The organism is Serratia sp. KG1D (assembly GCF_037150675.1).
Taxonomy (GTDB): domain Bacteria; phylum Pseudomonadota; class Gammaproteobacteria; order Enterobacterales; family Enterobacteriaceae; genus Serratia; species Serratia nematodiphila.
The window spans coordinates 550,360-573,723 of record NZ_JBAGIH010000002.1 but is presented as its reverse complement, the minus strand read 5'-3'; the positions used below and the strand labels follow the sequence as shown (position 1 = coordinate 573,723).

Here is a 23,364-nt window from a genome sequence, read left to right as displayed (position 1 = left end):
TGTTATGCGCAAGCGTGTCGCTGGCGGGCGTTAGCTGACGGCCGATAAGGAAATGAATGCGGGCATGAAGCTGAAACTGTGGGGTATGTGGCTGGCGGCCGGGTTGTTGGCCGGGTGTTCCGGTTCAGCGCCGGAAAAGGAAGCACAGGTCTCTGAGGCGGGCCAGACGCGCCTGCAGCTGGGGCTGGAGTACCTGCAGCAAGGCGACATGGACGCGGCGCGCCAGAACCTGGAGAAGGCGCTGGACGCGGCCCCGCAGGATTACCGCACGCAGTTGGGCATGGCGCTCTACGCGCAGCGCAGCGGTGAAAACGCCGAGGCCGAACAGCGTTATCGGCAAGCGCTCAAACTTGCGCCGGGCAATGGCACCGTACTGAATAATTACGGTGCGTTTCTTTGCGGTTTAGGGCAGTATGTACCGGCGCAACAGCAGTTTAGCGCTGCGGCGCTGGCGCCCGATTATGGCCAGGTCGCCGACAGCCTGGAAAACGCAGGTTACTGTTTTCTCAAGGCCGGACAAAACGACGAAGCGCGCACGCTGTTGAGCCGCGCGCTAAAAGTCGATCCGGACAAAGGCGCTCCGCTGCTGGCGGAGGCCGAAAAGCAATTTGGAGAAGGGAAGCGCGCCCAGTCGCAACTTTTATTGGATGTTTATCAGCATGTTCTGCCGGCCAGCGCCAGCAGCTTATGGTTACAGATTCGTTTCGCCGCGTTAGCCGGCCGCCAGGATAGCGTTCAACGCTATGGCAAGCAGCTAGCGCGAAGTTTTCCACAATCCAAACAGTACCAGCAGTTCTTAGCTAATGAATACTGAAGCCTCCCAAGATAAAACCGTATCCATGACGACGGGCCAGCGCCTGCGTCAGGCCCGTGAGCAACTCGGGCTGAGCCAACAGACCGTTGCAGAACGCCTGTGTCTCAAAATGTCCACCGTGCGCGATATCGAGGAAGACAGCGTGTCCGCTGACCTCGCGTCCACCTTCGTGCGCGGCTACATCCGTTCCTACGCCAAGCTGGTGCATCTGCCGGAAGACGAACTGCTGCCGATGTTGGCCAAGCAGGCGCCGTTGAAGATGGCGAAAGTGGCGCCGATGCAAAGTTTCTCGCTGGGCAAGCGTCGCAAGAAACGCGACGGCTGGCTGATGAGCTTCACCTGGCTTATCGTGTTCGTGGTGATCGGCCTGACCGGCGCCTGGTGGTGGCAAAACCACAAGGCGCAGCAGGAAGAGATCGCCACCATGGCCGATCAATCCTCGGCGCAGCTTTCACAGAATAACGAAGGGCAGTCCGTGCCGCTGACCGACGGCAATGCCGACGCCGGCACCAACGTGCCGTTGACCGACAACAGCGCCGCGCCGGCCGATACCGGCGCAGCGGCTCAGGCGCCGGCGGCGACCGCCCAGGCGCCGAGCGCGGCTCAGCAGCAGCCTGCCGTGGTGTCGCCAAGCCAGACCACCCTGCCGGAAACCGCGCCGGTGGCGCAAGCGCCGTTGCCGACCGCCGATGCGGGCGTGGCTGCGCCGGCGGCCGATCCGAACGCGCTGGTGATGGATTTCTCCGCCGACTGCTGGCTGCAGGTGACTGACGCGAGCGGTAAAACGCTGTTCAGCGGCACCCAGAAGCAAGGCGGCAAGCTGAACCTGACCGGCACTGCGCCGTATAAACTGACCATCGGTGCGCCGGCGGCAGTTCAGATCCAGTATCAGGGTAAACCGGTTGATTTAAGCCGGTTCGTTAAGTCAAACCGTGTTGCTCGCCTGACCGTCGCCGCGCAGTAATCGCGCGGCACCGGTCGTGATGTCAGAGCAGCAATGGAGAGTAAGTAATGCATAACCAAGCGCCCATCAACCGTCGAAAATCTACACGCATTTACGTCGGCAAGGTGCCTATTGGTGATGGCGCGCCGATTGCCGTGCAGTCGATGACCAACACCCGTACCACCGATGTTGAAGCAACGGTTAATCAGATCAAAGCGCTGGAGCGCGTGGGCGTCGACATCGTCCGCGTTTCGGTTCCAACCATGGACGCCGCCGAGGCGTTCAAACTGATCAAGCAGCAGGTCAACGTGCCGCTGGTCGCCGATATCCACTTCGATTATCGCATCGCACTGCAGGTGGCCGAATATGGCGTAGACTGCCTGCGCATCAACCCGGGCAACATCGGCAACGAATCGCGCATTCGCTCGGTGGTGGACTGCGCCCGTGACAAGAACATCCCGATTCGCATCGGTGTCAACGGCGGCTCGCTGGAAAAAGACCTGCAGGAAAAGTACGGCGAACCTACGCCGGAAGCGCTGCTGGAATCCGCCATGCGCCACGTGGACATCCTCGATCGCCTCAACTTCGACCAGTTTAAGGTCAGCGTCAAGGCGTCGGACGTGTTCCTGGCGGTGCAATCCTACCGCTTGCTGGCGTCGCGCATCGATCAGCCGCTGCACCTGGGCATCACCGAAGCCGGCGGCGCGCGCAGCGGTTCGGTCAAATCGGCCATCGGCCTGGGCATGCTGCTGTCTGAAGGCATCGGCGATACCCTGCGCATCTCGCTGGCGGCGGATCCGGTCGAAGAGGTGAAGGTCGGTTTCGACATCCTGAAGTCGCTGCGCATTCGCGCGCGCGGCATCAACTTCATCGCCTGCCCGACCTGCTCGCGTCAGGAGTTCGACGTGATCGGCACGGTGAACGCGCTGGAGCAGCGCCTGGAAGACATCATCACGCCGATGGACGTTTCGATCATCGGCTGCGTGGTGAACGGCCCGGGCGAAGCGCTGGTGTCCACCATGGGCGTAACCGGCGGCCACAAGAAGAGCGGCTTCTATGAAGACGGCGTGCGCCAGAAAGAGCGTTTCGACAACGAACAGATGATCGACCAGTTGGAAGCGAAAATTCGCGCCAAGGCCGCGATGATGGACGAAAGCAAACGCATCACGGTCAACCTGCTGGAAAAATAAGCGTTATCGCTACACGGCGGGCCTGTTGGCCCGCTTGTTTATGAACCTGAAGGGCAGAAAACCGCATCCGCGTTGAATACCGGGCGGCAAAGTCCCTATAATCGGGTTCATTTTTACAGACAACGGACAGAGAACTCACGTGGCAAAGAACATTCAAGCCATTCGCGGCATGAACGACTACCTGCCGGAAGAAACGGCATTATGGCAGCGTATTGAAGGCACCCTCAAGCAGGTGCTGGGCGGCTACGGTTACAGCGAAATCCGGTTGCCGATTGTAGAGCAGACCCCGTTATTCAAACGCGCGATCGGCGAAGTGACCGACGTCGTGGAAAAAGAGATGTATACCTTCGAAGACCGCAACGGCGAAAGCCTGACGCTGCGTCCGGAAGGGACGGCTGGCTGCGTGCGCGCCGGCATCGAACATGGTCTGCTGTACAATCAGGAACAGCGTCTGTGGTACATCGGCCCGATGTTCCGCTACGAGCGCCCGCAGAAGGGGCGTTACCGTCAGTTCCATCAGCTGGGCGCGGAAGTGTTCGGCCTGCAAGGCCCGGATATCGACGCCGAGCTGATCCTGCTGACCGCCCGCTGGTGGAAAGCGCTGGGCATCGCCGAGCACGTCACGCTGGAGCTGAACTCCATCGGTTCGCTGGAGGCGCGCGCCAACTACCGAGATGCGCTGGTGGCGTTCCTGGAGCAGCACGTCGAGGTGCTGGACGAAGACTGCAAACGCCGCATGTACAGCAACCCGCTGCGCGTGCTGGACTCCAAGAATCCTGAGGTGCAGGCGCTGCTGAACGACGCGCCGCGCCTGTCTGAGTATCTGGATGAAGAATCCCGTGCTCACTTCGCCGGTCTGTGTGAACTTTTGGCGCAGGCAGGTATCCCATATACCGTTAACGAGCGCCTGGTGCGCGGTCTGGATTACTACAACCGCACCGTGTTTGAGTGGGTGACCACCAGCCTGGGCGCGCAGGGTACCGTCTGCGCGGGTGGCCGTTACGACGGCCTGGTCGAGCAACTGGGCGGCCGCGCCACCCCGGCGGTCGGTTTCGCCATGGGCCTGGAGCGTCTGGTGCTGCTGGTGCAGGCGGTCAACCCGGAATTCAAGGCGCCGTCGGCTATCGACGTGTACGTCATTTCTTCCGGCGCGGGCACCCAGAGCGCGGCGATGCGGCTGGCTGAACAGGTGCGCGACGCGGCGCCGCAGCTGAAGCTGATGACCAATTACGGCGGCGGCAACTTCAAGAAGCAGATCACCCGTGCGGACAAATGGGGCGCGCGCATCGCGCTGATCCTGGGTGAGAGCGAAGTGGCGGCGCAGCAGGTGGTGGTGAAAGACCTGCGCAGTGGTGAACAAGAAACGCTGGCGCAAAGCGAAGTCGCTGCGCGTCTGGCTTTGATGTTAGGTTAAGGAGAAGGACACCGTGGAAGTCTATACCACTGAAAACGAACAAGTCGACGCACTGCGTCGGTTCTTTGCCGAGAACGGCAAAGCGCTGGCGGTGGGCGTGGTGCTCGGAATTGGTGCCCTGGTTGGCTGGCGTTATTGGCAGAGCCATGAAAACTCCAACATGATGGCGGCATCGCAATCCTATCAGGAAGCCAGCGATCGTCTGGCGGCCGGCAAGCCGGATGACGTGGCTGCCGCAGAGAAATTTGTCCAGGCCAACGGCAACAGCTACGGCGTACTGGCCGCGCTGCAGTTGGCCAAGCACTTTGTCGAACAGAATGATTTCGCCAAGGCGGAACAACAATTGGTGCTGGCGCAGGGCCAGACCAAAGACGACAACCTGTTGGCGATGATCGACCTGCGTCTGGCGCGCGTCCAGCTGCAGGAGAAAAAGCTGGATGAAGCGCTGAAAACGCTGGATGGCGTGAAAGGCGAAGGCTGGGTGGCGATGATGCAGGATGTGCGCGGCGATGTATTGCTGGCCAAGGGCGACGCCAAGGGCGCGCGCGAAGCTTACAGCAAAGGCATTGAGTCCAATGCTTCTCAGGCGCTGCAGGTTCTGCTGCGCATGAAATTGAATAACTTGTCCAGCTAAGGGGAATTCCCATGCAATTGCGTAAAACACTCTTGGTCGGACTGGTTTCCGCTGCCTTGCTGAGTGGTTGCTCGCTGTTTAACAGCGAAGAAGACGTGGTTACCATGTCGCCGTTGCCGAAAGTTGAAAATCAGTTTACGCCGAGCAAGGCGTGGAGCACCTCGGTGGGCGACGGTATCGGTGAGTATTACTCCCACCTGCGTCCGGCCTATCAGGACAGCACCATTTACGCCGCCGATCGCTTCGGCATCGTGAAAGCGATGGACGCCGACAGCGGCAACGAGAAGTGGAAGGTCAATCTCTCCGAGAAGACCGGTTTCTTCTCCAGCAACCTGTCTGCGCTGCTGTCGGGCGGCCTGACGGTCGCGGGCGACAAGGTTTACGTCGGCAGCGAAAAAGCGGTGGTTTACGCATTGAACACCGCCGACGGCGCCATCGCCTGGCAGACCAAAGTGGCCGGCGAAGCGATCTCCCGTCCGGTTGTCAGCGACGGCATGGTGTTGGTGCACACCTCCAACGGCATGTTGCAGGCGCTGAACGAAGCCGACGGCGCGGTGAAGTGGACGGTTAACCTGGACATGCCTTCGCTGTCGCTGCGTGGTGAATCCGCGCCGGCCGTCGCTTTTGGCGCCGCCATCGTCGGCGGTGACAACGGCCGCGTCAGTGCGGTGCTGATGCAGCAGGGCCAGATTATCTGGCAACAGCGTATTTCTCAGCCGAGCGGCGCGACCGAAATCGATCGTCTGAACGACGTGGACACCACGCCGGTGATCGTTGACGGCGTGGTCTACGCGCTGGGTTACAACGGCAACCTGACGGCGCTGGATCTGCGTTCCGGCCAGATTATCTGGAAACGCGAGCTGGGTTCGGTGAATGATTTCATCGTCGACGCGGGCCGCATCTACCTGATCGATCAGAACGACCGCGTAGTGGCGCTCAGCACCGAAGGCGGCGTGACCGTGTGGACGCAGAGCGATCTGCTGCACCGTAACCTGACGCCGCCGGTGATGTATAATGGTTATCTGGTGACCGGTGACGCCGAAGGTTATCTGCACTGGATCAACACCACCGATGGCCGTTTTGTCGCCCAGCAGGAAGTGGACAGCTCCGGCTTCCTGTCTGCGCCGATGGTGGCCAGCGACAAGCTGATCATCCAGGCTCGCGGCGGGAAAGTTTACGCTTTCACCCGCTAACGCCGCTCGTCGCATGGCTTGAAAACGGCTCCTGAGTGTTCAGGGGCCGTTTCGTATTTTTATAAGCTGCACCGCTGGTGTCTATCCACAGTGCAGTAACGCATTGATTATTAAGTAATGAGGCTTCAACAATGATACCTGTCGTCGCGCTGGTCGGGCGCCCGAATGTGGGTAAATCCACCTTGTTCAACCGTTTAACCCATACGCGTGATGCGCTGGTGGCGGATTTCCCGGGGCTGACGCGTGACCGCAAGTATGGTCGTGCTGAAATCGAAGGCAATGAATTCATCATCGTCGATACCGGCGGCATTGACGGCACCGAAGACGGCGTCGAAACGCGCATGGCCGGTCAGTCGCTGCTGGCGATCGAAGAAGCGGACATCGTGCTGTTCATGGTCGACGCCCGCGCCGGCCTGATGCCGGCGGATCAGGGCATTGCCCAGCACCTGCGCAGCCGCCAGAAGGCGACCTTCCTGGTGGCCAACAAAACCGACGGCCTGGATCCGGACACCGCCACCGCCGATTTCTATTCGCTCGGCCTGGGTGAAGTGTTCGCTATCGCCGCTTCTCACGGCCGCGGCGTGACCCAGCTGATCGAACACGTGCTGGTGCCGTTCGTGCCGGAAAAACCGGAAGACGTCGAGCTGACCGAGGAAGAGGCCAACGCCGCTTACTGGGCTGAGCAAAACGGTGAAACGCTGGAAGGCGAAGAAGACGAAGAGCCGGAAGAAGCGTTCAATCCGCAGGATCTGCCGATCAAGCTGGCGATCGTCGGCCGCCCGAACGTCGGTAAGTCTACGCTCACTAACCGCATCCTCGGCGAGGAGCGCGTGGTGGTGTATGACATGCCGGGCACCACCCGCGACAGCATCTACATTCCGATGGTGCGCGACGAACGCGAATACGTGCTGATCGACACCGCCGGGGTGCGCAAACGCGGCAAGGTGACCGAAACTGTCGAGAAATTCTCGGTGATCAAGACCCTGCAGGCGATTGAAGACGCCAACGTGGTGCTGCTGGTGATCGACGCGCGTGAAGGCATTTCCGATCAGGATCTCTCTCTGCTCGGCTTTATCCTCAATAGTGGGCGCTCACTGGTGATTGCGGTCAACAAGTGGGACGGCATGAGCGAAGAAGATCGCGAGCACGTGAAAGAGATGCTCGATCTGCGTCTGGGCTTCGTCGACTTCGCGCGCGTGCACTTCATTTCCGCCCTGCACGGCAGCGGCGTCGGCAACCTGTTCGAATCGGTACAGGAAGCCTACGAGTGCGCAACCCGCCGCGTAAACACCTCGATGCTGACCAAAATCATGCAGATGGCGGTTGACGATCACCAGCCGCCGTTGGTGCGCGGCCGCCGCGTGAAGCTGAAATATGCCCATGCCGGCGGTTACAACCCGCCGATCGTGGTGATCCACGGCAACCAGGTCAGCGATCTGGCCGATTCGTATAAACGCTATTTGATGAACTACTTCCGCCGCTCGCTGAATGTGATGGGGACGCCGATCCGCATCCAGTTCAAAGAGGGTGACAACCCGTTCGCCGGCAAACGCAACCTGCTGACGCCGACCCAGATGCGTAAGCGCAAGCGCCTGATGAGCCACCTGAAAAAGAGCAAGTAATCGCTCATGAGGGGCGCGGCAGTGATGCCGCGCCCTTTTTTATTGGCCCGAAATCGTTTTATTATCTGAAGATTACCTCGCCTGCCTGAAGGAACACCATGTCCTGGGAAACCTGGAGTTTTGCGTTTAACGTCACCGTGCCGAATCTGCTGATGATGCTGCTGGGGATCCTGCTGCGCCATTGGCGCCTGATGGATGACCGCTTTGTCGACGGTGCGACCCGCCTGGTGTTCAATCTGGCGCTGCCGTGCCTGCTGTTTTTCAGCATCGCCACCAACCATCCGCAGCTGCTTGGCAACCTGCCGCTGGTGCTGTTCGGCGCGGTCGGCACGCTGGCGACCTTCCTGCTTTTGGAGCTGGCGGCCAGGTGGTTGGTGAAAGAACCGCGTGAGCGTGGGGTATTCGTGCAGGGCGGCTTCCGCGCCAATACCGCCATCGTCGGCCTGGCCTACGCCATGACCGCCTACGGCAGCGAAGGCATTGCGCTCGCCTCGCTGTACCTGACGGTGACGGTGATCCTGTTCAACATACTGTCGGTCATCACCCTTACGCGCAGCCTGCAGGGCGGGCAGGGCAAGAAAATCAGCCACCTGTCGCTGCTGCGCAGCATCGTCACCAATCCGTTGATCATCGGCCTGGTGTGCGGGTTGCTGTATGCGCAAACCGGGCTGGGCATCCCGACCGTGATCCGCCAGACCGGCAGCTATATCTCCGCGCTGTCGCTGCCGCTGGCGCTGCTGTGCACCGGCGCCAGCCTGGATTTTCGCGCCATGTTCCGTTCGTCCAACGTGGCGGCGCTGTCGTCGGCGGCCAAGCTGTTTCTGGTGCCGTGCCTGATGACGCTGGCCGGCTGGCTGTGCGGGTTCCAGGGCGCGGCGCTGGGCATTATCTTCCTGTTTTCCGCCACGCCAACTGCCTCGGGCAGCTATGTGATGACGCGCGCCATGGGCGGCAACGCCACGCTGGCGGCCAATATTATCGCCATCACCACCGTCGGATCGTTCTTCACCACCGCGTTGGGGATCTATTTTTTGCGCTCATGGGGCGCGATTTAACCTGGGAGTCGTTATGGACGCGCACTGTCCGCACTGTCGTCAGACCATGAATTGGGTAGCGGGTCACTACCATTGTGCCGCCTGTCAGCGCGATTATCGGCAGCTGGCGAGCTGCCCGGAGTGCGGGCAGCCGCTGCAAGAATTGAAAGCCTGCGGGGCGGTGGATTATCTGTGCCAGTACGGGCACGGGCTGATCTCCAAAAAGCGGGTGAATTTCAGCTATCAGCCGCTGTAAGCCCTCACTCATCCACCTGGCCGGTTTTCCACAGATCCACCAGCGCCTGCGGCGCGCTGCTTTCTGGGATTAACAGCACGATCTCGGTGCTCAGGGTGGGGCTGGTGTAGTTGATCTGTATGCGGTAGTAGCGTTGGTCGCCGCAGCCGGGGGAGTTGGGCTGGCCTTCTTCCTGCGCATAGGGCAGCGTCTGGTTCAGCAGCTGATTCAGGCGCTGCCGCTGCTCCGGCGTGATATCGGCCAGCGCGATGCGGCGCTGGCCCGCCAGTTTGGGAATGTAGGCGAAGCCTCCCTCGCGCGCCAGCTCAATGACCGTATCCTGATTGAGCGTCGGCAGCGGTTTCATTATTCCACCCCCACCTGATGCCAGGCTTGCTGCACCTTGTCCGCTACGCTCTGGTCGAAACGCGCTTGCGCATGTTTCACCGTGGCGCGGGCGAAGGTGGCGAAATCGGCATTTTGCGGCAGCGCTTTGTCGCATACCGTGTCATACCAGACGTAGCCGGCTTTCTCCCAGGCGAAGCCGCCCAGCGCCGTCGCCGCCAGATAGAAGGCGCGATTGGGGATGCCGGAGTTGAGGTGCACGCCGCCGTTGTCTTCCTTGGTCTGGATATAATCCTTCATGCTGGCGGGCTGCGGGTCTTTGCCCAGCAGCGGGTCATCGTAGGCGGTGCCGGGGGCCGACATCGAGCGCAGCCCTTTGCCTTTGATGCCCTCGGCAAGCAGCCCGGCGCCGATCAGCCAGTCGGCTTTATCGGCGGTTTGCTGCAGGTGGAACTGCTTGACCAGCGAACCGAACACGTCGGACAGCGATTCGTTGAGCGCGCCGGACTGCTGGTAGTAGATCAGCCCGGCTTCGCTCTCGGTCACGCCGTGCGCCAGCTCGTGGCCGACCACGTCGATGGCGATGGTGAAACGGTTGAAAATCTCGCCGTCGCCGTCGCCGAACACCATCTGCTGGCCGTTCCAGAAAGCGTTCTGGTACTCCTTGCCGTAGTGCACACTGCCGACCAGCGGCAGCCCCTGGTTATCCAGTGAGTTGCGGCGGTAGGCCTGCCAGAAGAAATCGTAGGTGACGCCGAGGTAGTCGTAGGCTTCGTCCACCGCCACATCGTGGTTGCTGGGCTGGCCCTCTTTACGTACCTGTTTGCCGGGCAGTTGGGTGCCGTTCTGGGCGTCGTAGATATCGCGGAGCGCTTCGCCGGCTCGGGCGTTTTTCTCGGTCGGTGAACGCAGCGGCTTGTTGCCGAGCAGGCTTTGCACGTGGTTCAGGGTGTGCAGCGCGCAGTCGCGCTGCGGGGCATTGCCGTGTTCAATGATGCGGCGCAGCATGTAGGGAGGAATGACGGAACGCATGCGCTGGGCTGGCATAGTGGCTCTCCTTAGGCAAAAAATTTTACCTCATCGAATGAATGCACTGTGCCTAAGTGTAGCCTACTCGTCATAAAGCCTGTGGTCATGCGTGCTCACCGCCGGCGCAGTCTTGTGCGGGCTGATGCGCCGCACCGAGGCGCGCACCGCCAGCCGGCCGTGCAGCAGCAGATTGCACGGCGGTGCGTCGGCGCGCAGCATGCGCCGCTGCAGCAGTTGGATCGCCTCGTAACCCAGTTCGTCGCGCGGCACCTGCACCGAGGTCAGCGGCACGTCATGGATTTCCGCCAGGTTGAAGCCGTCGGTGCTCATCACCGACACGTCGCCCGGCACGTTCAACCCTCGCTTGTTGAGCGCCTTGACCGCCCCGACCGCCATGTAGTCGCCACCGGCCAGGATCGCCGTCGGCAGCGGGGCGTGGCCGTGGATGCCATCGAGATAGGTGGTCAGCGCCTGCTCGGCCTCTTCGCTGCCGAAGCCGGAGGTGGTGACCAGATGGCGGCCGTCGTCGAACGGCAGATGATGCCGGGCGTAGGCTTGCCGGATGCCCGCCAGCCGCAGCTCCATGGTGTGGCGGCGCAGACACTGCAGGTTGAGAATATGGCTATGCCCCTGCTGGAACAGGTAGCTGGCGGAGTAATCGCCGATCAACTGATGATCCGGCGAGACGCTGTCCAGCCGCATCTGCCGATCGCTGCAGTTGATCAGCACGCAAGGTTTGTGCAGATCGGCCGCCAGGGTGTGGATATGCTCGTCGTCGATGCCGATGATCAGCGCCGCTTCGGTGTGCGGATCGCTCATCTTTTCCAGAAACAGCGCGCCGTCGCTGCGCTGCTCTTCCAGCCCGCAGTAGCGGATGCGCACCTCGTGCTCCATCAGCGCGGCGGCAATGCCCTGAATGACCTTGTAGTAGAAGATGTCGGTGCGCACGTCGAACGCGCGCTGCGGCGCGAACACCATCACGTTGTTCAGCATCAGCCGGCCGCTGGAAATGCCCTGCAGAATGCCGTTTTGCTGCGCACAGTCCAGCACCTTGCGGCGCGCCTCGGCGCTGGTGTTGGCCTTGCCGGCCAGCACGCGGGAAACGGTGCTGATCGACAGCCCTGTTTGGCGGGCGATCTCCTGGATTTTCAGCTTTCCGTTCATTTTGTGATCTCCTTCAAATTCGTCCATGAGAATATTTTCACTGCGGATTTTCAGCGTCTTGACTGGATTTATCGGCCATTATGACTATTTTTTCACCCGCCTGTGAAAATCTTTGCAAAAAACTCCGTTTCGCTGTGCGCTATCGCTGAGTAGTCTGCATTGGTACACCAATTTTAACGACCTGTCAGTCCAATTTTAACGGTGTGCGAAAAAGAAAACAAAAAATAAATCATGGGGTTGTGATGGACTGCCGGTCTGTTATGCGAGCGTTGGCCTGTGTTCACCGTCCCCTTTTGATAGCGCAACGTACCTTACCAATGCGCGCGTCGCTGTCACAGGCGGCCGCGGGGAGATAACCGATGAGTGTGGAGATCAATCAGACGGTCGCGCAGAGCGGCCGGCGCAAGTTCAAATCGCTGCGCTGGTGGATGCTGGCGCTGTTCTTGCTGGGCGTCACGGTCAACTACATTACCCGCAACTCGCTGGGCATTCTGGCGCCGGAGCTGAAAACCAGCCTGAACATGAGCACCGAGCAATATGCCTGGGTAGTGGCGTCGTTCCAGCTGGCCTACACGGTGTTCCAGCCGATCTGCGGCTGGCTGATCGACGTTATCGGCCTGAAGATGGGCTTTCTGATCTGCGCCGGCATTTGGGCGGTGGTATGCATGCTGCACGCCGGCGCCGGCAGCTGGCTGCAACTGGCCATTCTGCGCTTCTTCATGGGGGGCGCGGAGGCGGCGGCTACCCCGGCCAACGCCAAGGCGATCTCCGACTGGTTCCCGAAAAAGGAGCGGCCGATCGCCGCCGGCTGGGCGGGCGTCGGTTTCTCCATCGGCGCCATGCTGGCGCCGCCGATCATCGTCATCGCTCACGTCTCCTTTGGCTGGCAGGGGGCGTTCCTGTTCTCCGGCGGGCTGGCGCTGATCTGGGTAGTGCTGTGGTGGCTGTTCTACCACTCGCCGCAGCAGCACCCGAACCTCAGCCAGCAAGAGCTGGATCTGATCCGCGAAGACAACGAGCCGGTGTTGCCGAAGCTGCCGTTTTTCACTTCGCTGGCCAGCCTGTGCAAGAACAAGAAGTTTTACGGCATCGCCATCCCGGCCTTTCTCGCCGAGCCGGCCTGGGCGGTCTTCAGTTTCTGGGTGCCGCTGTACCTGGCCACCGAACGCGGCATGGATCTGAAACAGATCGCGATGTTCGCCTGGCTGCCGTTCCTGGCGGCGGATATCGGCAGCGTCGCCAGCGGCTATCTCACCACCCTGTACCGCAAATGGTTCGGCTGCAGCCGCGTCAACTCAGTGGTCGCCAGCTCGGTGACCGGCGCTTTCCTGATGGTGTCGTTGGCGTTCGTGGCGATCACCCAAGATCCCTATGTGGCGATCGCGCTGATCTCGATCGGCGGTTTCGGCCATCAGGTGATCTCCTGCATGCTCAGCGCGCTGGTGGTGGAGTCGTTCGATAAAAACCAGATGGCGACGGTCAACGGCATGCGCGGCTCCAGTGCCTGGATCGCCAGCTTCCTGTTCACGCTCCTGATCGGCGCGGTGTCCGACACCATCGGCTTCAACCCGCTGTTCATCGCGATGGGCTTCTTCGATCTGATCGGCGCTGTGTTCCTGATTGCCCTGATCGCCGAGCGCGGCGGTAAGAAAACCCCTTCACACAGCTAAGTGGAATATTTATGAAAACCTTGAAAAATTGGACGCTGGCGGCGCAGCATGCCGACCATGTCGAGCTGCTGGTCGATGAACGCCACCGTTTCTGCCTGTACGTGCTGGAAGACGGCCTGTTCCGCGTGCTGATCAAACGCGACGGCGAGCTGGCGCTGGATCGCACCTGGAGCATCGCGCCGCAGGACGATGTGCCCTGGGAGGGGCGCGATCGGCTCAGCGTCGCCGGTTTCAGCCTGCCGGGCTATCAGCTGCGCCAGGAGAGCGATCGGCTGGTGGTCAGCACGCTGCTGCTGCGCGTGACGGTGCATCAGCCGCTGTGGTTGGAATGGGAGCATTGCAATGCCGCCGGCGAGTGGCGGCCGCTGGCGGCGGATCGGCCGACCAGCGCCTACCTGCTCAATGTGCACGGCGACGGCGTGGCGCACTACCAGCGACGTTTCGTCGATGAGCGCTATTACGGCCTGGGGGAGAAGGCCGGCGATCTGGAGCGCACCGGCCGCCGCTTCGAGATGCGCAACCTGGACGCCATGGGGTACAACGCCGCCAGCACCGATCCGCTGTACAAGCACATTCCGTTCACCATTACCCGCGGGCCGGAGGCGAGCTTCGGTCTGTTCTACGACAACCTGAGCAGCTGCTGGCTGGATCTGGGCAACGAGATCGACAATTACCACGCGGCCTATCGCCGCTATCAGGCCGAAGCGGGCGATCTGGATTACTACCTGTTCCTCGGGCCGAAGGTTTTGGACGTCACCAAGGCCTTCGTGCGCCTGACCGGCCGCACCCACTTCGGGCCGAAGTGGAGCCTGGGCTACAGCGGCTCGACCATGCATTATACCGACGCGCCGGACGCCCAGCAGCAGCTGCAGCAGTTCATTGCGCTGTGCCGCCAGCACGCCATTCCCTGCGACTCCTTCCAGCTGTCGTCGGGCTACACCTCGATTAACCACAAGCGCTACGTGTTCAACTGGAATTACGACAAGGTGCCGCAGCCCAAGCAATTGAGCCAGGCGTTTCACGACGCCGGCCTCAGGCTGGCGGCCAACATCAAGCCGTGCCTGCTGCAGGATCATCCGCAGTATCAAGAGGTGGCGGCGCAGGGGCTGTTTATCCGCGACTCGCAAAGCGACGCGCCGGAGCGCTCCAGCTTCTGGGACGACGAAGGATCGCACCTCGACTTCACCAACCCGGCGGCGGTGCGCTGGTGGCAGCAGGGCGTCACGCAACAGCTGCTGGAGATGGGCATCGATTCCACCTGGAACGACAACAACGAGTACGAAGTCTGGGACGGCGAAGCGCGCTGTCACGGCTTCGGGCGGCCGATCGCCATCAAGCACATCCGCCCGGTGATGCCGCTGCTGATGATGCGCGCCTCGATGGAGGCCCAGCAGCGCTTCGCGCCGCAGAAGCGGCCGTACCTGATCTCGCGCTCCGGCTGCGCCGGCATGCAGCGCTACGTGCAGACCTGGAGCGGTGACAACCGCACCAGTTGGCAGACGCTGCGCTACAACATCCGCATGGGGCTGGGCATGAGCCTGTCCGGCTTGTATAACCTCGGCCACGACGTCGGCGGCTTCTCCGGCGACAAACCGGACGCGGAGCTGCTGGTGCGCTGGGTGCAAAACGGCGTGATGCATCCGCGTTTCACCATCCACTCCTGGAACGACGACGCCACGGTCAACGAGCCCTGGATGTACCCGAGCGCCACCCCGGCGGTGCGCGAGGCGATCAACCTGCGTTACCGGCTGCTGCCGTATTTCTACACCTTGCTGTGGCAGGCCTGCGCCGACGACGAGCCGATGCTGCGCCCGACCTTCCTCGACCACGAACAGGATGCGCGCACCTTTGGCGAGAACGACGATTTTCTGATCGGTCGCGATCTGCTGGTGGCCAGCGTGGTGGAACCGGGGCAGCGTCGCCGTTCGGTGTATCTGCCGGATAACGGCGAAGGCTGGTACTGCTTCTACAGCGGCCAGTGGTTCGGCGGCGGGCAGACGGTGACGCTGGCGGCGCCGCTGGAGCGTTTGCCGCTGCTGGTGCGCGCCGGGGCGGCGCTGCCGTTGTCGCAGCGGCTGGCGCATGTGGACGTGGCCGCCGACGATCGGCGCGAGCTGCGGCTGTTTCCGCTCAAGGGCTGCGGCGTGAGCAGCGGGCTGTTGTTTGAGGACGACGGCGAAAGCGAAGGTTGGCGGCAGGGCGATGCGCTGTGGCTGCGCTGGGAAATGCGCTGTGACCATCAGCGCATCATGCTGGATATCGCGACGGAAGGGCGTTTCCGCCCGGCCTGGCGCACGCTGACGCTCAGCCTGCCGGAAGGCGAAACGCGCGCGCTGTGGGTGAATGGCGAACCGGGCGAGCGCTTTACGCTGGGGTAGGGGCTATTCGGCCGCGCGTTTCTTGCGCGGCTTCTTGGCGACGGTGATGGCTTTCACCTCGCTTTCCACCCAGCCATCCTGCAGACGGGTTTTCAGCAGTTCGCCGACCTGCGCCTGCTTGGTGGTTTTCAGCAGCTCGCCGCGCGGAGTTTGCGTCACGCTGTAGCCGCGCGCCAGCGTCGCCAGCGGGCTGACGGTCTCCAGCTGGCTGCAGGCCACGCCGAAGCGCTGGCGGTAGGCGTTGAGCTGCCGCTCCATCGCCTGCTGCAGACGGTATTCCTGCTGCTGCACGCGCTGTTGGTAGCGGTGAATGCGGCCCTGCGGCTGCACCTGCGCCAGCCGCTGCTGGACGCGTTCGCTGCGGCGGGCGGCCAGGCGCAGCTGCTGCTGCATGCCGTCTTCCATTCGGCGCTGCAGCTTGAACAGCAGCGTCTGCTGGCGCGCCAGGCGCAGATGCGGATGCTGCTGCTGTAAACGGTGATGAATGCGGGTGAACTGCTGCTGACGCTGCGCCAGGTAGTAATCCATCGCCATCTCCAGCCGCTGCTGCTGCGACTGCAGCTGGCGCAACAGCTCAAGCTGATTGCGGCTGACCAGTTCGGCGGCGGCGGAAGGGGTCGGCGCGCGCAGATCGGCGACGAAGTCGGCGATGGTGACATCGGTTTCATGGCCGACGGCGCTGACGATCGGAATGCGGCTGGCGAAGATCGCCCGCGCCACGCGTTCGTCGTTGAAGCTCCACAGATCTTCCAGCGAACCGCCGCCGCGGCCGACGATCAGCACGTCGCATTCGTCGCGGCGGTTGGCGGTCTCGATGGCGCGCACGATCTGCATCGGCGCTTCGGCGCCCTGCACCGAGGTGGGGTAGATGACGATCGGCAGCGACGGATCGCGCCGCTGCAATACCTGCAGGATATCGTGCAGCGCCGCGCCGCTGGCTGAGGTGATCACCCCGACGCGTTTGGCCGGCGCGGGCAGCGGCTGCTTGAACTGCTGATCGAACAGCCCTTCGGCGCTCAGGCGCTGTTTCAGTTGCTCAAACTGCTGCTGCAGCAGGCCGTCGCCGGCGGGCTGCATGCTCTCGGCGATCAGCTGGTAATCGCCGCGCGGTTCATACAGCGTGATGCTGGCGCGCACCAGGACCTGCTGGCCGTTTTGCGGCCGGAAGGTGACGCGGCGGTTGCTGTTGCGGAACATCGCGCAGCGCACCTGGGCGCGGTCGTCCTTCAGCGTGAAATACCAGTGGCCGGAGGCGGGCTGGGAGAGGTTGGAGATCTCGGCGGAGAGCCAAATCTGCCCCATTTCCCTTTCCAGCAGTTGGCGAACCGTCTGATTCAGGCGGCTTACGGTAAAAATGGAAGGCGAAACAGGTAGCGACATGTGACCCAGATCAAATTTCAAAACAATCACTTAATTGGTCGATACTACATGGCTGAAAAAGGTAATCAAGACTTTTTGTAAGAAAGTGCTGGAGGCAACCGATTCCGCTCTGTATAATGCCGCGGCAATATTTTATCTTTTTCACAGCCCACCCTGGTGAGATATTGCCCATGCTACGTATCGCTAAAGAAGCTCTGACGTTTGACGACGTCCTCCTGGTTCCAGCCCACTCCACGGTTCTGCCTAACACCGCAGAGCTCGGCACCCAACTGACCAAAACCATCCGCCTGAACATCCCTATGCTGTCCGCAGCCATGGATACCGTTACCGAATCCGGCCTGGCCATCGCGCTGGCGCAGGAAGGCGGCCTGGGCTTCATCCACAAAAACATGTCCATCGAGCGCCAGGCTGAAGAAGTCAGCCGCGTGAAGAAACATGAAAGCGGCGTAGTCACTGACCCGCAGACCGTTACTCCGGCCACCACGCTGCAGGAAGTGAAAGAGCTGACCGCGCGCAACGGCTTCGCCGGTTACCCGGTCGTTACCGAAGACAACGAACTGGTCGGCATCATCACCGGCCGCGACGTGCGCTTCGTGACCGATCTGACCCAGCCGGTCACCGCAGTCATGACGCCGAAAGATCGCCTGGTCACCGTGAAAGAAGGTGAAGCGCGCGACGTGGTGCTGCAGAAGATGCACGAAAAGCGCGTAGAAAAAGCGCTGGTGGTGGACGACAGCTTCCATCTGCTGGGCATGATCACCGTTAAAGACTTCCAGAAAGCGGAACGTAAGCCGAACGCCTGTAAAGACGAGCACGGCCGTCTGCGCGTAGGCGCGGCGGTCGGCGCCGGCGCCGGCAACGAAGAGCGCGTTGACGCGCTGGTGGCGGCGGGCGTTGACGTTCTGCTGATCGACTCCTCGCACGGCCACTCCGAAGGCGTGTTGCAGCGCATTCGCGAAACCCGCGCCAAATACCCGGATCTGCAGATCGTCGGCGGCAACGTCGCGACCGCAGCGGGCGCCAAAGCGCTGGCTGAGGCCGGCGTGAGCGCGGTGAAAGTCGGTATCGGCCCTGGCTCCATCTGCACCACCCGCATCGTGACCGGCGTGGGCGTGCCGCAGATCACCGCCATCGCCGACGCGGTGGAAGCGCTGGAAGGCACTGGCATTCCGGTTATCGCCGACGGCGGCATCCGCTTCTCCGGCGACATCGCCAAAGCGATCGCCGCAGGCGCATCCTGCGTGATGGTCGGCTCCATGCTGGCGGGCACCGAAGAATCTCCGGGCGAAATCGAGCTGTATCAGGGCCGTTCGTTCAAATCTTACCGCGGCATGGGCTCGCTGGGCGCGATGTCCAAAGGCTCTTCCGACCGTTACTTCCAGACCGATAACGCCGCCGACAAACTGGTGCCGGAAGGTATCGAAGGCCGCGTGGCCTATAAAGGCATGCTGAAAGCCATCGTGCACCAGCAGATGGGCGGCCTGCGCTCCTGCATGGGCCTGACCGGCTGCGCCACCATCGACGATCTGCGCACCAAGGCGGAGTTCGTGCGCATCAGCGGCGCCGGCATTCAGGAAAGCCACGTGCACGACGTGACCATCACCAAAGAGTCGCCGAACTACCGCATGGGCTGATGCCTTAACCTCTCCTGAGTGAGAGGCCGGGGTGGGGCGCCAAGCCCCATCCCGAAAACATACATTTTCGCTCTTTTTCTCTTGTTGCTGGAATTCGCCTCACATGACACAAAATATCCATAAGCATCGCATCCTGATACTGGACTTCGGTTCGCAATACACCCAACTGGTCGCCCGCCGCGTGCGCGAAATCGGCGTTTACTGCGAACTGTGGGCCTGGGACGTTAGCGAAGCGCAGATCCGCGAATTCAACCCAAGCGGCATCATCCTGTCCGGCGGCCCGGAAAGCACCACCGAAGCCGGCAGCCCGCGCGCCCCTGACTACGTGTTCAACGCCGGCGTGCCGGTGCTGGGCGTGTGCTACGGCATGCAGACCATGGCGATGCAGCTGGGCGGCCATGTGCAGGGCTCCAACGAACGCGAGTTCGGCTATGCGCAGGTGGAAATCGTCAACGAGAGCGCGCTGCTGCGCGACATCGAAGACGCCATCAGCCCGGCGGGCAAACCGCTGCTGGACGTGTGGATGAGCCACGGCGACAAAGTGACCGCGATCCCGTCCGACTTCGTGACCGTCGCCAGCACCGATACCTGCCCGTTCGCCATTATGGCCAACGAAGAAAAACGCTTCTACGGCGTGCAGTTCCACCCGGAAGTGACCCACACCCGTCAGGGCCAGCGCATGCTGGAGCGCTTCGTACTGGACATCTGCCAGTGTGAAGCCCTGTGGACGCCGGCCACCATTATCGAAGATGCGGTAGAGCGCATCCGCGAGCAGGTGGGTGAAGACCACGTGATCCTCGGTCTGTCCGGCGGCGTTGACTCCTCCGTCACCGCGATGTTGCTGCACCGCGCCATCGGCAAGCGCCTGACCTGCGTGTTTGTCGACAATGGCCTGCTGCGCCTGAACGAAGCCAAGCAGGTGATGGAAATGTTCGGCGACCACTTCGGCCTGAATATCGTGCACGTCGAGGCGGAAAACCGCTTCCTGACCGCACTGGCGGGCGTGGACGAGCCGGAAGCCAAGCGTAAAATCATCGGCCGCGTGTTCGTTGAAGTGTTCGACGAAGAAGCCTGCAAGCAAGAGCAGGTGAAATGGCTGGCGCAGGGCACCATCTACCCGGACGTGATCGAATCCGCCGCTTCCGCCACCGGCAAAGCGCACGTGATCAAATCGCACCACAACGTGGGCGGCCTGCCGAAAGAAATGAAGCTGGGCCTGGTCGAGCCGCTGAAAGAGCTGTTCAAAGACGAAGTGCGCAAAATTGGCCTGGAACTGGGCCTGCCGTACGACATGCTGTACCGTCACCCGTTCCCGGGCCCGGGTCTGGGCGTGCGCGTGCTGGGCGAAGTGAAGAAAGAGTACTGCGATCTGCTGCGCCGCGCCGACGCCATCTTCATCGAAGAGCTGCACAAAGCCGACCTGTACAACAAAGTCAGCCAGGCGTTCACCGTGTTCCTGCCGGTGCGTTCGGTCGGCGTGATGGGCGACGGCCGCAAATACGACTGGGTGGTCTCCCTGCGTGCGGTAGAAACCATCGACTTCATGACCGCGCACTGGGCGCATCTGCCGTATGACTTCCTCGGCCGCGTCTCCAACCGCATCATCAACGAAGTGGACGGCATCTCCCGCGTGGTGTACGACATCAGCGGCAAGCCGCCGGCGACGATTGAGTGGGAATAAACCTGCTTCTAGCAATAGCTGGCACTGACAGGCAATAAACATAGCTAAGCCCGCGTAATTGCGGGTTTTTTATGATTGGTAAGTTTTTGCATCGCTTATTGCGATAGACGAAAATTTTAGCTGTTAAAATTTGTATGAGTATTTATCTTTGATTATGTTGCTTTATATTTGAACGGACATCCTAGTTGGCCTGTGAAACATTGGGTTTGGATGTCAGTTCAGTGCCAGAAGTGGACATTGCCATTCCTATCTGACTTTAACTTAATAATCACGGCAATAGAAGATTAGGTCCCTAAACTTTCATCTGATATCGATTTGCGATGTCAGGCTGACAATCGGGCGTGGCGGAAAGCCATATGTGACCAACGCGATGAAACGGTATCTTCTCTATTGGTCATCAGGCTTCGGCCTGTTGCAATGCGCTAAAAACTCACAGCCTGCCGGATAGGAGAAAATGGCCTGTCATATGAATAAGTTAGAGATATCTTCTGATAACCATCCGTAACGCCTACGTACTTTATGGCGAATGCCTCTCTCTTAAACTTTGTTTAGTGCCATGCTTCCAGTGCTTTCATTATCCATAACGCATTCCTTATCTGAACAGCTAAACAATGTTTTTTAGCTAAGGATTAGCTTTTTCCTCTTTCTTATCTGTACAGATAAACTATAATTCGAAGCTAAGAAAAATACATTTTTATGAGGAGCGTTAGTAGTGATTCAATCAGAAAACAAGCTCCTACAGGATGTGGTGTCGACCCTTGAAAGCATCCTTGAAGCTAGGATTAAAAAATGGAGCGGCCTACCGGGCGACGACGGTATTGATTGTGTGCTGGAGGTCAGGGGTATTCAGGGGGTCTGGATCATGCCCGTAGAGGTAAAAAAACAGGCTTACCCAAGGGATATCAGGCAAGCAATCTGGAGAATTGAGGAGTTCTGTCAGAAAAATGCCAATGAGCCTGATATTGTCCCGATTTTTGTCGCTGAGTTGATCAGTGAGGGCGCAAGAGAAATGCTCAAAAAGCATGATGTTGGATATTATGAGATGGGTGGCACTCTCTTTATCAAGCATAAACAGTCAATTATCGATATACAAAAACCCCGCAAAAGAGCAGCGAAACGCGGGAGTGGCGATCTGTTCACTGGTGCGAGGGAAATGGTCGTTCATGCATTACTTCAGTCAAAGGGAAAATGGTTCTCAGGTGAAGAACTCAGTGAGCGTTCTGGAACTTCAGCATACACGGTTTCTGGTGTTTTAAGAGAGCTGGAAATGAGAGAGTGGCTGGACAAAACCAGTGAGGGCGGTCGTTCACAGCGCCGCAGACTGGTTAATCCCGGCGCTTTACTTAATGCCTGGTCGGAGGCCACCAGGCAACGGGAAAATCGTGCACTCTACGGGTATCTGTTTGCACCGGATGCAGTGGATTGCGTCAGAAAAATTGAACGCAAGGTTAGTCACGCAGACGGTGACATCAACTGGGTGCTGACGGGTGCCTTGCCGGCAAATCAGGCCACGCCATTACTCACGGGCGTAAATGTGGCAGAGATTATCGTCCCCCTCGGAAGTGCGGAGCTGTTTACCCAGCTGACGGGTATTAAACGCGCGGAAAAGGGCTACAACGTTGTTGTACATGAATGCGCCCCCGCTGCCCTGCAATTTATAAATTATGAAAACAACATCCCCGTCGCCAGTGACTTCATTCAGTACCTGTCTCTGCTGGATGGTAAAGGAAGAAATGCTGAACTTGCTGAACAGTTTCGCCGGGAAATTCTGGAGATATAACCATGGTAATCCACACCAAACCGAAAGACAGATCCGGATACTCAGCCATTAACACGGAAATGTGTGAACGGGTATTAGTCACTTTATTGACCACCTTCGGCACCATGAAAGGCACGCTCCGCCTGATAGGCGGACTCGTCCCGCGCTATTTGACCCCCGCGCAGGCACCTCAGGTGCCTGAACATTATGGTACATCTGATGTGGATATCGTGCTCAACCTACAAGTGATCGCTGAAGGGGAGAATTATGCCTCTCTGCACGATCAGCTGGTTGAAAGAGGCTTCAGAAAAAACTCTGATACAAACGCATGGCGCTGGGAGTTCCCCATTCCCGATGGTTCTCCCGTATTGGTAGAGTTTTTACAGGGAAGCAATGCTGACGGAAAACCCGGCAAAGAAGTCCCGATAGACGGCGAGGCGGTTTCTGCTCTCGTGATCCCCTATGCTGAAATGTCATATGAATGGTTCGCTGAGAAAGAGATCTCTGCGATGCTCTTTGGGGATAAGGGCCAGGGGGATGCGGGGATTGTATTTGAAACTATACGGTTTGCGGATGAAGTTGTGTTCATCCTACTGAAAGCGATTTCGTTTCATAACCGCAACGAACCCAAGGATGCAGCTGATTTGATCCATGTGATGCGTTACGCCGGAGAACCTGAAGACATTGCAGAGAAATTCCTTAATCGCATAAAAAGTGGAAAACATCAGACAGCGATCGAGACGGGACTGAATGCACTGCAGAAATGCTTTGCTGAAGGTAATAACAACGTTGAAGGCTACCTGCTGACGGGCCCCGTGCGTTACGGGCAGTTCATGCATGGTACCGATGAAAATTTGGAAAATGAGAGGCTGCAGGAGCAGCGTTTCGCGGCTGCACTAGTAACGGAAGTTCTGCGCCTCATAGATGATGGCCGTGATGAAACTTAGTAAGGCAGATTGCTGGATCTATTCCGCTGTTTCCCCGTTATAGAGCAGGTTGAATCATTTTGGTTAATATTGACTTCAGGAAGACGTTGTGAGCGGGTGTGAAGAGATTCAGCCCGCATTTCCCGCAGACTTTTGCCATCAGACCTCAGCCACCAGGCCCGAAATACCGCTTCTGGCGGTGCGACGGATCTTACCAGCATGTCGGGGGAGTCGATGGGGGCCATACGGTAATCATTGTGTGGGAGATGAAAAGAGGCTGATGTACAAGATAAAGCCCACCCCAAAATACGATCCTTGC

At 60.0% G+C, this 23,364-nt stretch carries 19 protein-coding genes; 15 read left to right on the top strand and 4 right to left on the bottom strand.

Annotated features, from left to right (window positions below; translation table 11 throughout):
* The first annotated feature begins 64 nt into the window (after positions 1 to 64).
* The 9 genes from pilW (at position 65) to WFM45_RS14430 (ending at position 9,100) form a co-directional block, all read left to right on the top strand.
* A complete protein-coding gene (gene pilW / locus WFM45_RS14470; protein WP_015378776.1) occupies positions 65 to 814 on the top strand; it encodes a type IV pilus biogenesis/stability protein PilW in 750 nt (249 codons plus the stop codon).
* On the top strand, positions 804 to 1,778 hold the full coding sequence (gene rodZ / locus WFM45_RS14465; protein WP_033632328.1) for a cytoskeleton protein RodZ: 975 nt from the start codon (positions 804 to 806) through the stop codon (positions 1,776 to 1,778). The genes pilW and rodZ overlap by 11 nt, the downstream gene beginning before the upstream one ends.
* Before the next feature lie 47 nt (positions 1,779 to 1,825).
* Entirely contained in the window at positions 1,826 to 2,947 is a 1,122-nt protein-coding gene (ispG, locus tag WFM45_RS14460) for a flavodoxin-dependent (E)-4-hydroxy-3-methylbut-2-enyl-diphosphate synthase (RefSeq protein WP_004941434.1), read from the top strand.
* Between the two features lie 139 nt (positions 2,948 to 3,086).
* Positions 3,087 to 4,361 (top strand): histidine--tRNA ligase, encoded by a 1,275-nt coding sequence (hisS, locus tag WFM45_RS14455; RefSeq protein WP_004941437.1) that lies wholly within the window; start codon positions 3,087 to 3,089, stop codon positions 4,359 to 4,361.
* Positions 4,362 to 4,374: 13 nt separating this feature from the next.
* Entirely contained in the window at positions 4,375 to 4,995 is a 621-nt protein-coding gene (locus tag WFM45_RS14450; protein ID WP_015378775.1) for a YfgM family protein, read from the top strand.
* 11 nt (positions 4,996 to 5,006) lie between these two features.
* The gene (gene bamB, locus WFM45_RS14445) at positions 5,007 to 6,188 is read left to right on the top strand and encodes an outer membrane protein assembly factor BamB (protein WP_004941440.1); all 1,182 of its coding nucleotides are present in this window, start codon (positions 5,007 to 5,009) and stop codon (positions 6,186 to 6,188) included.
* A 131-nt stretch (positions 6,189 to 6,319) separates the two neighbouring features.
* The gene (gene der, locus WFM45_RS14440; protein WP_004941442.1) at positions 6,320 to 7,810 is read left to right on the top strand and encodes a ribosome biogenesis GTPase Der; all 1,491 of its coding nucleotides are present in this window, start codon (positions 6,320 to 6,322) and stop codon (positions 7,808 to 7,810) included.
* A gap of 98 nt (positions 7,811 to 7,908) precedes the next feature.
* Complete coding sequence (locus tag WFM45_RS14435; protein ID WP_044030671.1) at positions 7,909 to 8,865, top strand: AEC family transporter; 957 nt, start codon at positions 7,909 to 7,911, stop codon at positions 8,863 to 8,865.
* Positions 8,866 to 8,878: 13 nt separating this feature from the next.
* On the top strand, positions 8,879 to 9,100 hold the full coding sequence (locus tag WFM45_RS14430) for a zinc ribbon domain-containing protein (protein ID WP_049186743.1): 222 nt from the start codon (positions 8,879 to 8,881) through the stop codon (positions 9,098 to 9,100).
* A gap of 4 nt (positions 9,101 to 9,104) precedes the next feature.
* On the opposite strand, the gene WFM45_RS14425 is transcribed toward WFM45_RS14430, so the two are convergent.
* The 3 genes from WFM45_RS14425 to WFM45_RS14415 all read right to left on the bottom strand — a co-directional run bounded on the left by WFM45_RS14425 (position 9,105) and on the right by WFM45_RS14415 (position 11,617).
* Positions 9,105 to 9,446 carry a protealysin inhibitor emfourin gene (locus WFM45_RS14425; RefSeq protein ID WP_004941448.1) on the bottom strand — a complete coding sequence of 114 codons (342 nt, stop codon included), beginning with the start codon at positions 9,444 to 9,446 and terminating at the stop codon, positions 9,105 to 9,107.
* Entirely contained in the window at positions 9,446 to 10,471 is a 1,026-nt protein-coding gene (locus WFM45_RS14420) for a M4 family metallopeptidase (protein ID WP_049186741.1), read from the bottom strand. Before WFM45_RS14420 ends, WFM45_RS14425 begins: the two co-directional genes overlap by 1 nt.
* 63 nt (positions 10,472 to 10,534) lie before the next feature.
* Positions 10,535 to 11,617, bottom strand: coding sequence for a LacI family DNA-binding transcriptional regulator (locus WFM45_RS14415; protein WP_004941451.1), 1,083 nt, complete (start codon positions 11,615 to 11,617; stop codon positions 10,535 to 10,537).
* 359 nt (positions 11,618 to 11,976) lie between these two features.
* Between WFM45_RS14415 and WFM45_RS14410 the strand changes: the two genes are divergently transcribed.
* Entirely contained in the window at positions 11,977 to 13,287 is a 1,311-nt protein-coding gene (locus WFM45_RS14410) for an MFS transporter (protein ID WP_048325200.1), read from the top strand.
* Positions 13,288 to 13,298: 11 nt separating this feature from the next.
* Positions 13,299 to 15,665, top strand: a complete 2,367-nt coding sequence (locus WFM45_RS14405) for a glycoside hydrolase family 31 protein (protein WP_336956164.1) — start codon at positions 13,299 to 13,301, stop codon at positions 15,663 to 15,665.
* A gap of 3 nt (positions 15,666 to 15,668) precedes the next feature.
* On the opposite strand, the gene xseA is transcribed toward WFM45_RS14405, so the two are convergent.
* On the bottom strand, positions 15,669 to 17,045 hold the full coding sequence (xseA, locus tag WFM45_RS14400) for an exodeoxyribonuclease VII large subunit (protein WP_166445319.1): 1,377 nt from the start codon (positions 17,043 to 17,045) through the stop codon (positions 15,669 to 15,671).
* Positions 17,046 to 17,215: 170 nt separating this feature from the next.
* Here xseA and guaB point away from each other — a divergent pair, with 170 nt between their 5' ends.
* From guaB to WFM45_RS14380, 4 genes are all read left to right on the top strand, one after another.
* Positions 17,216 to 18,679 carry an IMP dehydrogenase gene (gene guaB, locus WFM45_RS14395; protein ID WP_004941460.1) on the top strand — a complete coding sequence of 488 codons (1,464 nt, stop codon included), beginning with the start codon at positions 17,216 to 17,218 and terminating at the stop codon, positions 18,677 to 18,679.
* A 103-nt stretch (positions 18,680 to 18,782) separates the two neighbouring features.
* Positions 18,783 to 20,360, top strand: a complete 1,578-nt coding sequence (gene guaA, locus WFM45_RS14390) for a glutamine-hydrolyzing GMP synthase (RefSeq protein ID WP_015378768.1) — start codon at positions 18,783 to 18,785, stop codon at positions 20,358 to 20,360.
* A 712-nt stretch (positions 20,361 to 21,072) separates the two neighbouring features.
* Positions 21,073 to 22,140 (top strand): hypothetical protein, encoded by a 1,068-nt coding sequence (locus WFM45_RS14385; RefSeq protein ID WP_050501240.1) that lies wholly within the window; start codon positions 21,073 to 21,075, stop codon positions 22,138 to 22,140.
* 2 nt (positions 22,141 to 22,142) lie between these two features.
* On the top strand, positions 22,143 to 23,066 hold the full coding sequence (locus tag WFM45_RS14380; RefSeq protein ID WP_033632352.1) for a hypothetical protein: 924 nt from the start codon (positions 22,143 to 22,145) through the stop codon (positions 23,064 to 23,066).
* Positions 23,067 to 23,364: the final 298 nt, after the last annotated feature.

Coding starts and splice junctions, on each gene's coding strand:
- pilW (WP_015378776.1), top strand. CDS start 65: ATGAAGCTGAAACTGTGGGGTATGTGGCTGGCGGCCGGGTTGTTGGCC.
- rodZ (WP_033632328.1), top strand. CDS start 804: ATGAATACTGAAGCCTCCCAAGATAAAACCGTATCCATGACGACGGGC.
- ispG (WP_004941434.1), top strand. CDS start 1,826: ATGCATAACCAAGCGCCCATCAACCGTCGAAAATCTACACGCATTTAC.
- bamB (WP_004941440.1), top strand. CDS start 5,007: ATGCAATTGCGTAAAACACTCTTGGTCGGACTGGTTTCCGCTGCCTTG.
- der (WP_004941442.1), top strand. CDS start 6,320: ATGATACCTGTCGTCGCGCTGGTCGGGCGCCCGAATGTGGGTAAATCC.
- WFM45_RS14435 (WP_044030671.1), top strand. CDS start 7,909: ATGTCCTGGGAAACCTGGAGTTTTGCGTTTAACGTCACCGTGCCGAAT.
- WFM45_RS14430 (WP_049186743.1), top strand. CDS start 8,879: ATGGACGCGCACTGTCCGCACTGTCGTCAGACCATGAATTGGGTAGCG.
- WFM45_RS14425 (WP_004941448.1), bottom strand. CDS start 9,446: ATGAAACCGCTGCCGACGCTCAATCAGGATACGGTCATTGAGCTGGCG.
- WFM45_RS14420 (WP_049186741.1), bottom strand. CDS start 10,471: ATGCCAGCCCAGCGCATGCGTTCCGTCATTCCTCCCTACATGCTGCGC.
- WFM45_RS14415 (WP_004941451.1), bottom strand. CDS start 11,617: ATGAACGGAAAGCTGAAAATCCAGGAGATCGCCCGCCAAACAGGGCTG.
- WFM45_RS14410 (WP_048325200.1), top strand. CDS start 11,977: ATGAGTGTGGAGATCAATCAGACGGTCGCGCAGAGCGGCCGGCGCAAG.
- WFM45_RS14405 (WP_336956164.1), top strand. CDS start 13,299: ATGAAAACCTTGAAAAATTGGACGCTGGCGGCGCAGCATGCCGACCAT.
- xseA (WP_166445319.1), bottom strand. CDS start 17,045: ATGTCGCTACCTGTTTCGCCTTCCATTTTTACCGTAAGCCGCCTGAAT.
- guaB (WP_004941460.1), top strand. CDS start 17,216: ATGCTACGTATCGCTAAAGAAGCTCTGACGTTTGACGACGTCCTCCTG.
- guaA (WP_015378768.1), top strand. CDS start 18,783: ATGACACAAAATATCCATAAGCATCGCATCCTGATACTGGACTTCGGT.
- WFM45_RS14380 (WP_033632352.1), top strand. CDS start 22,143: ATGGTAATCCACACCAAACCGAAAGACAGATCCGGATACTCAGCCATT.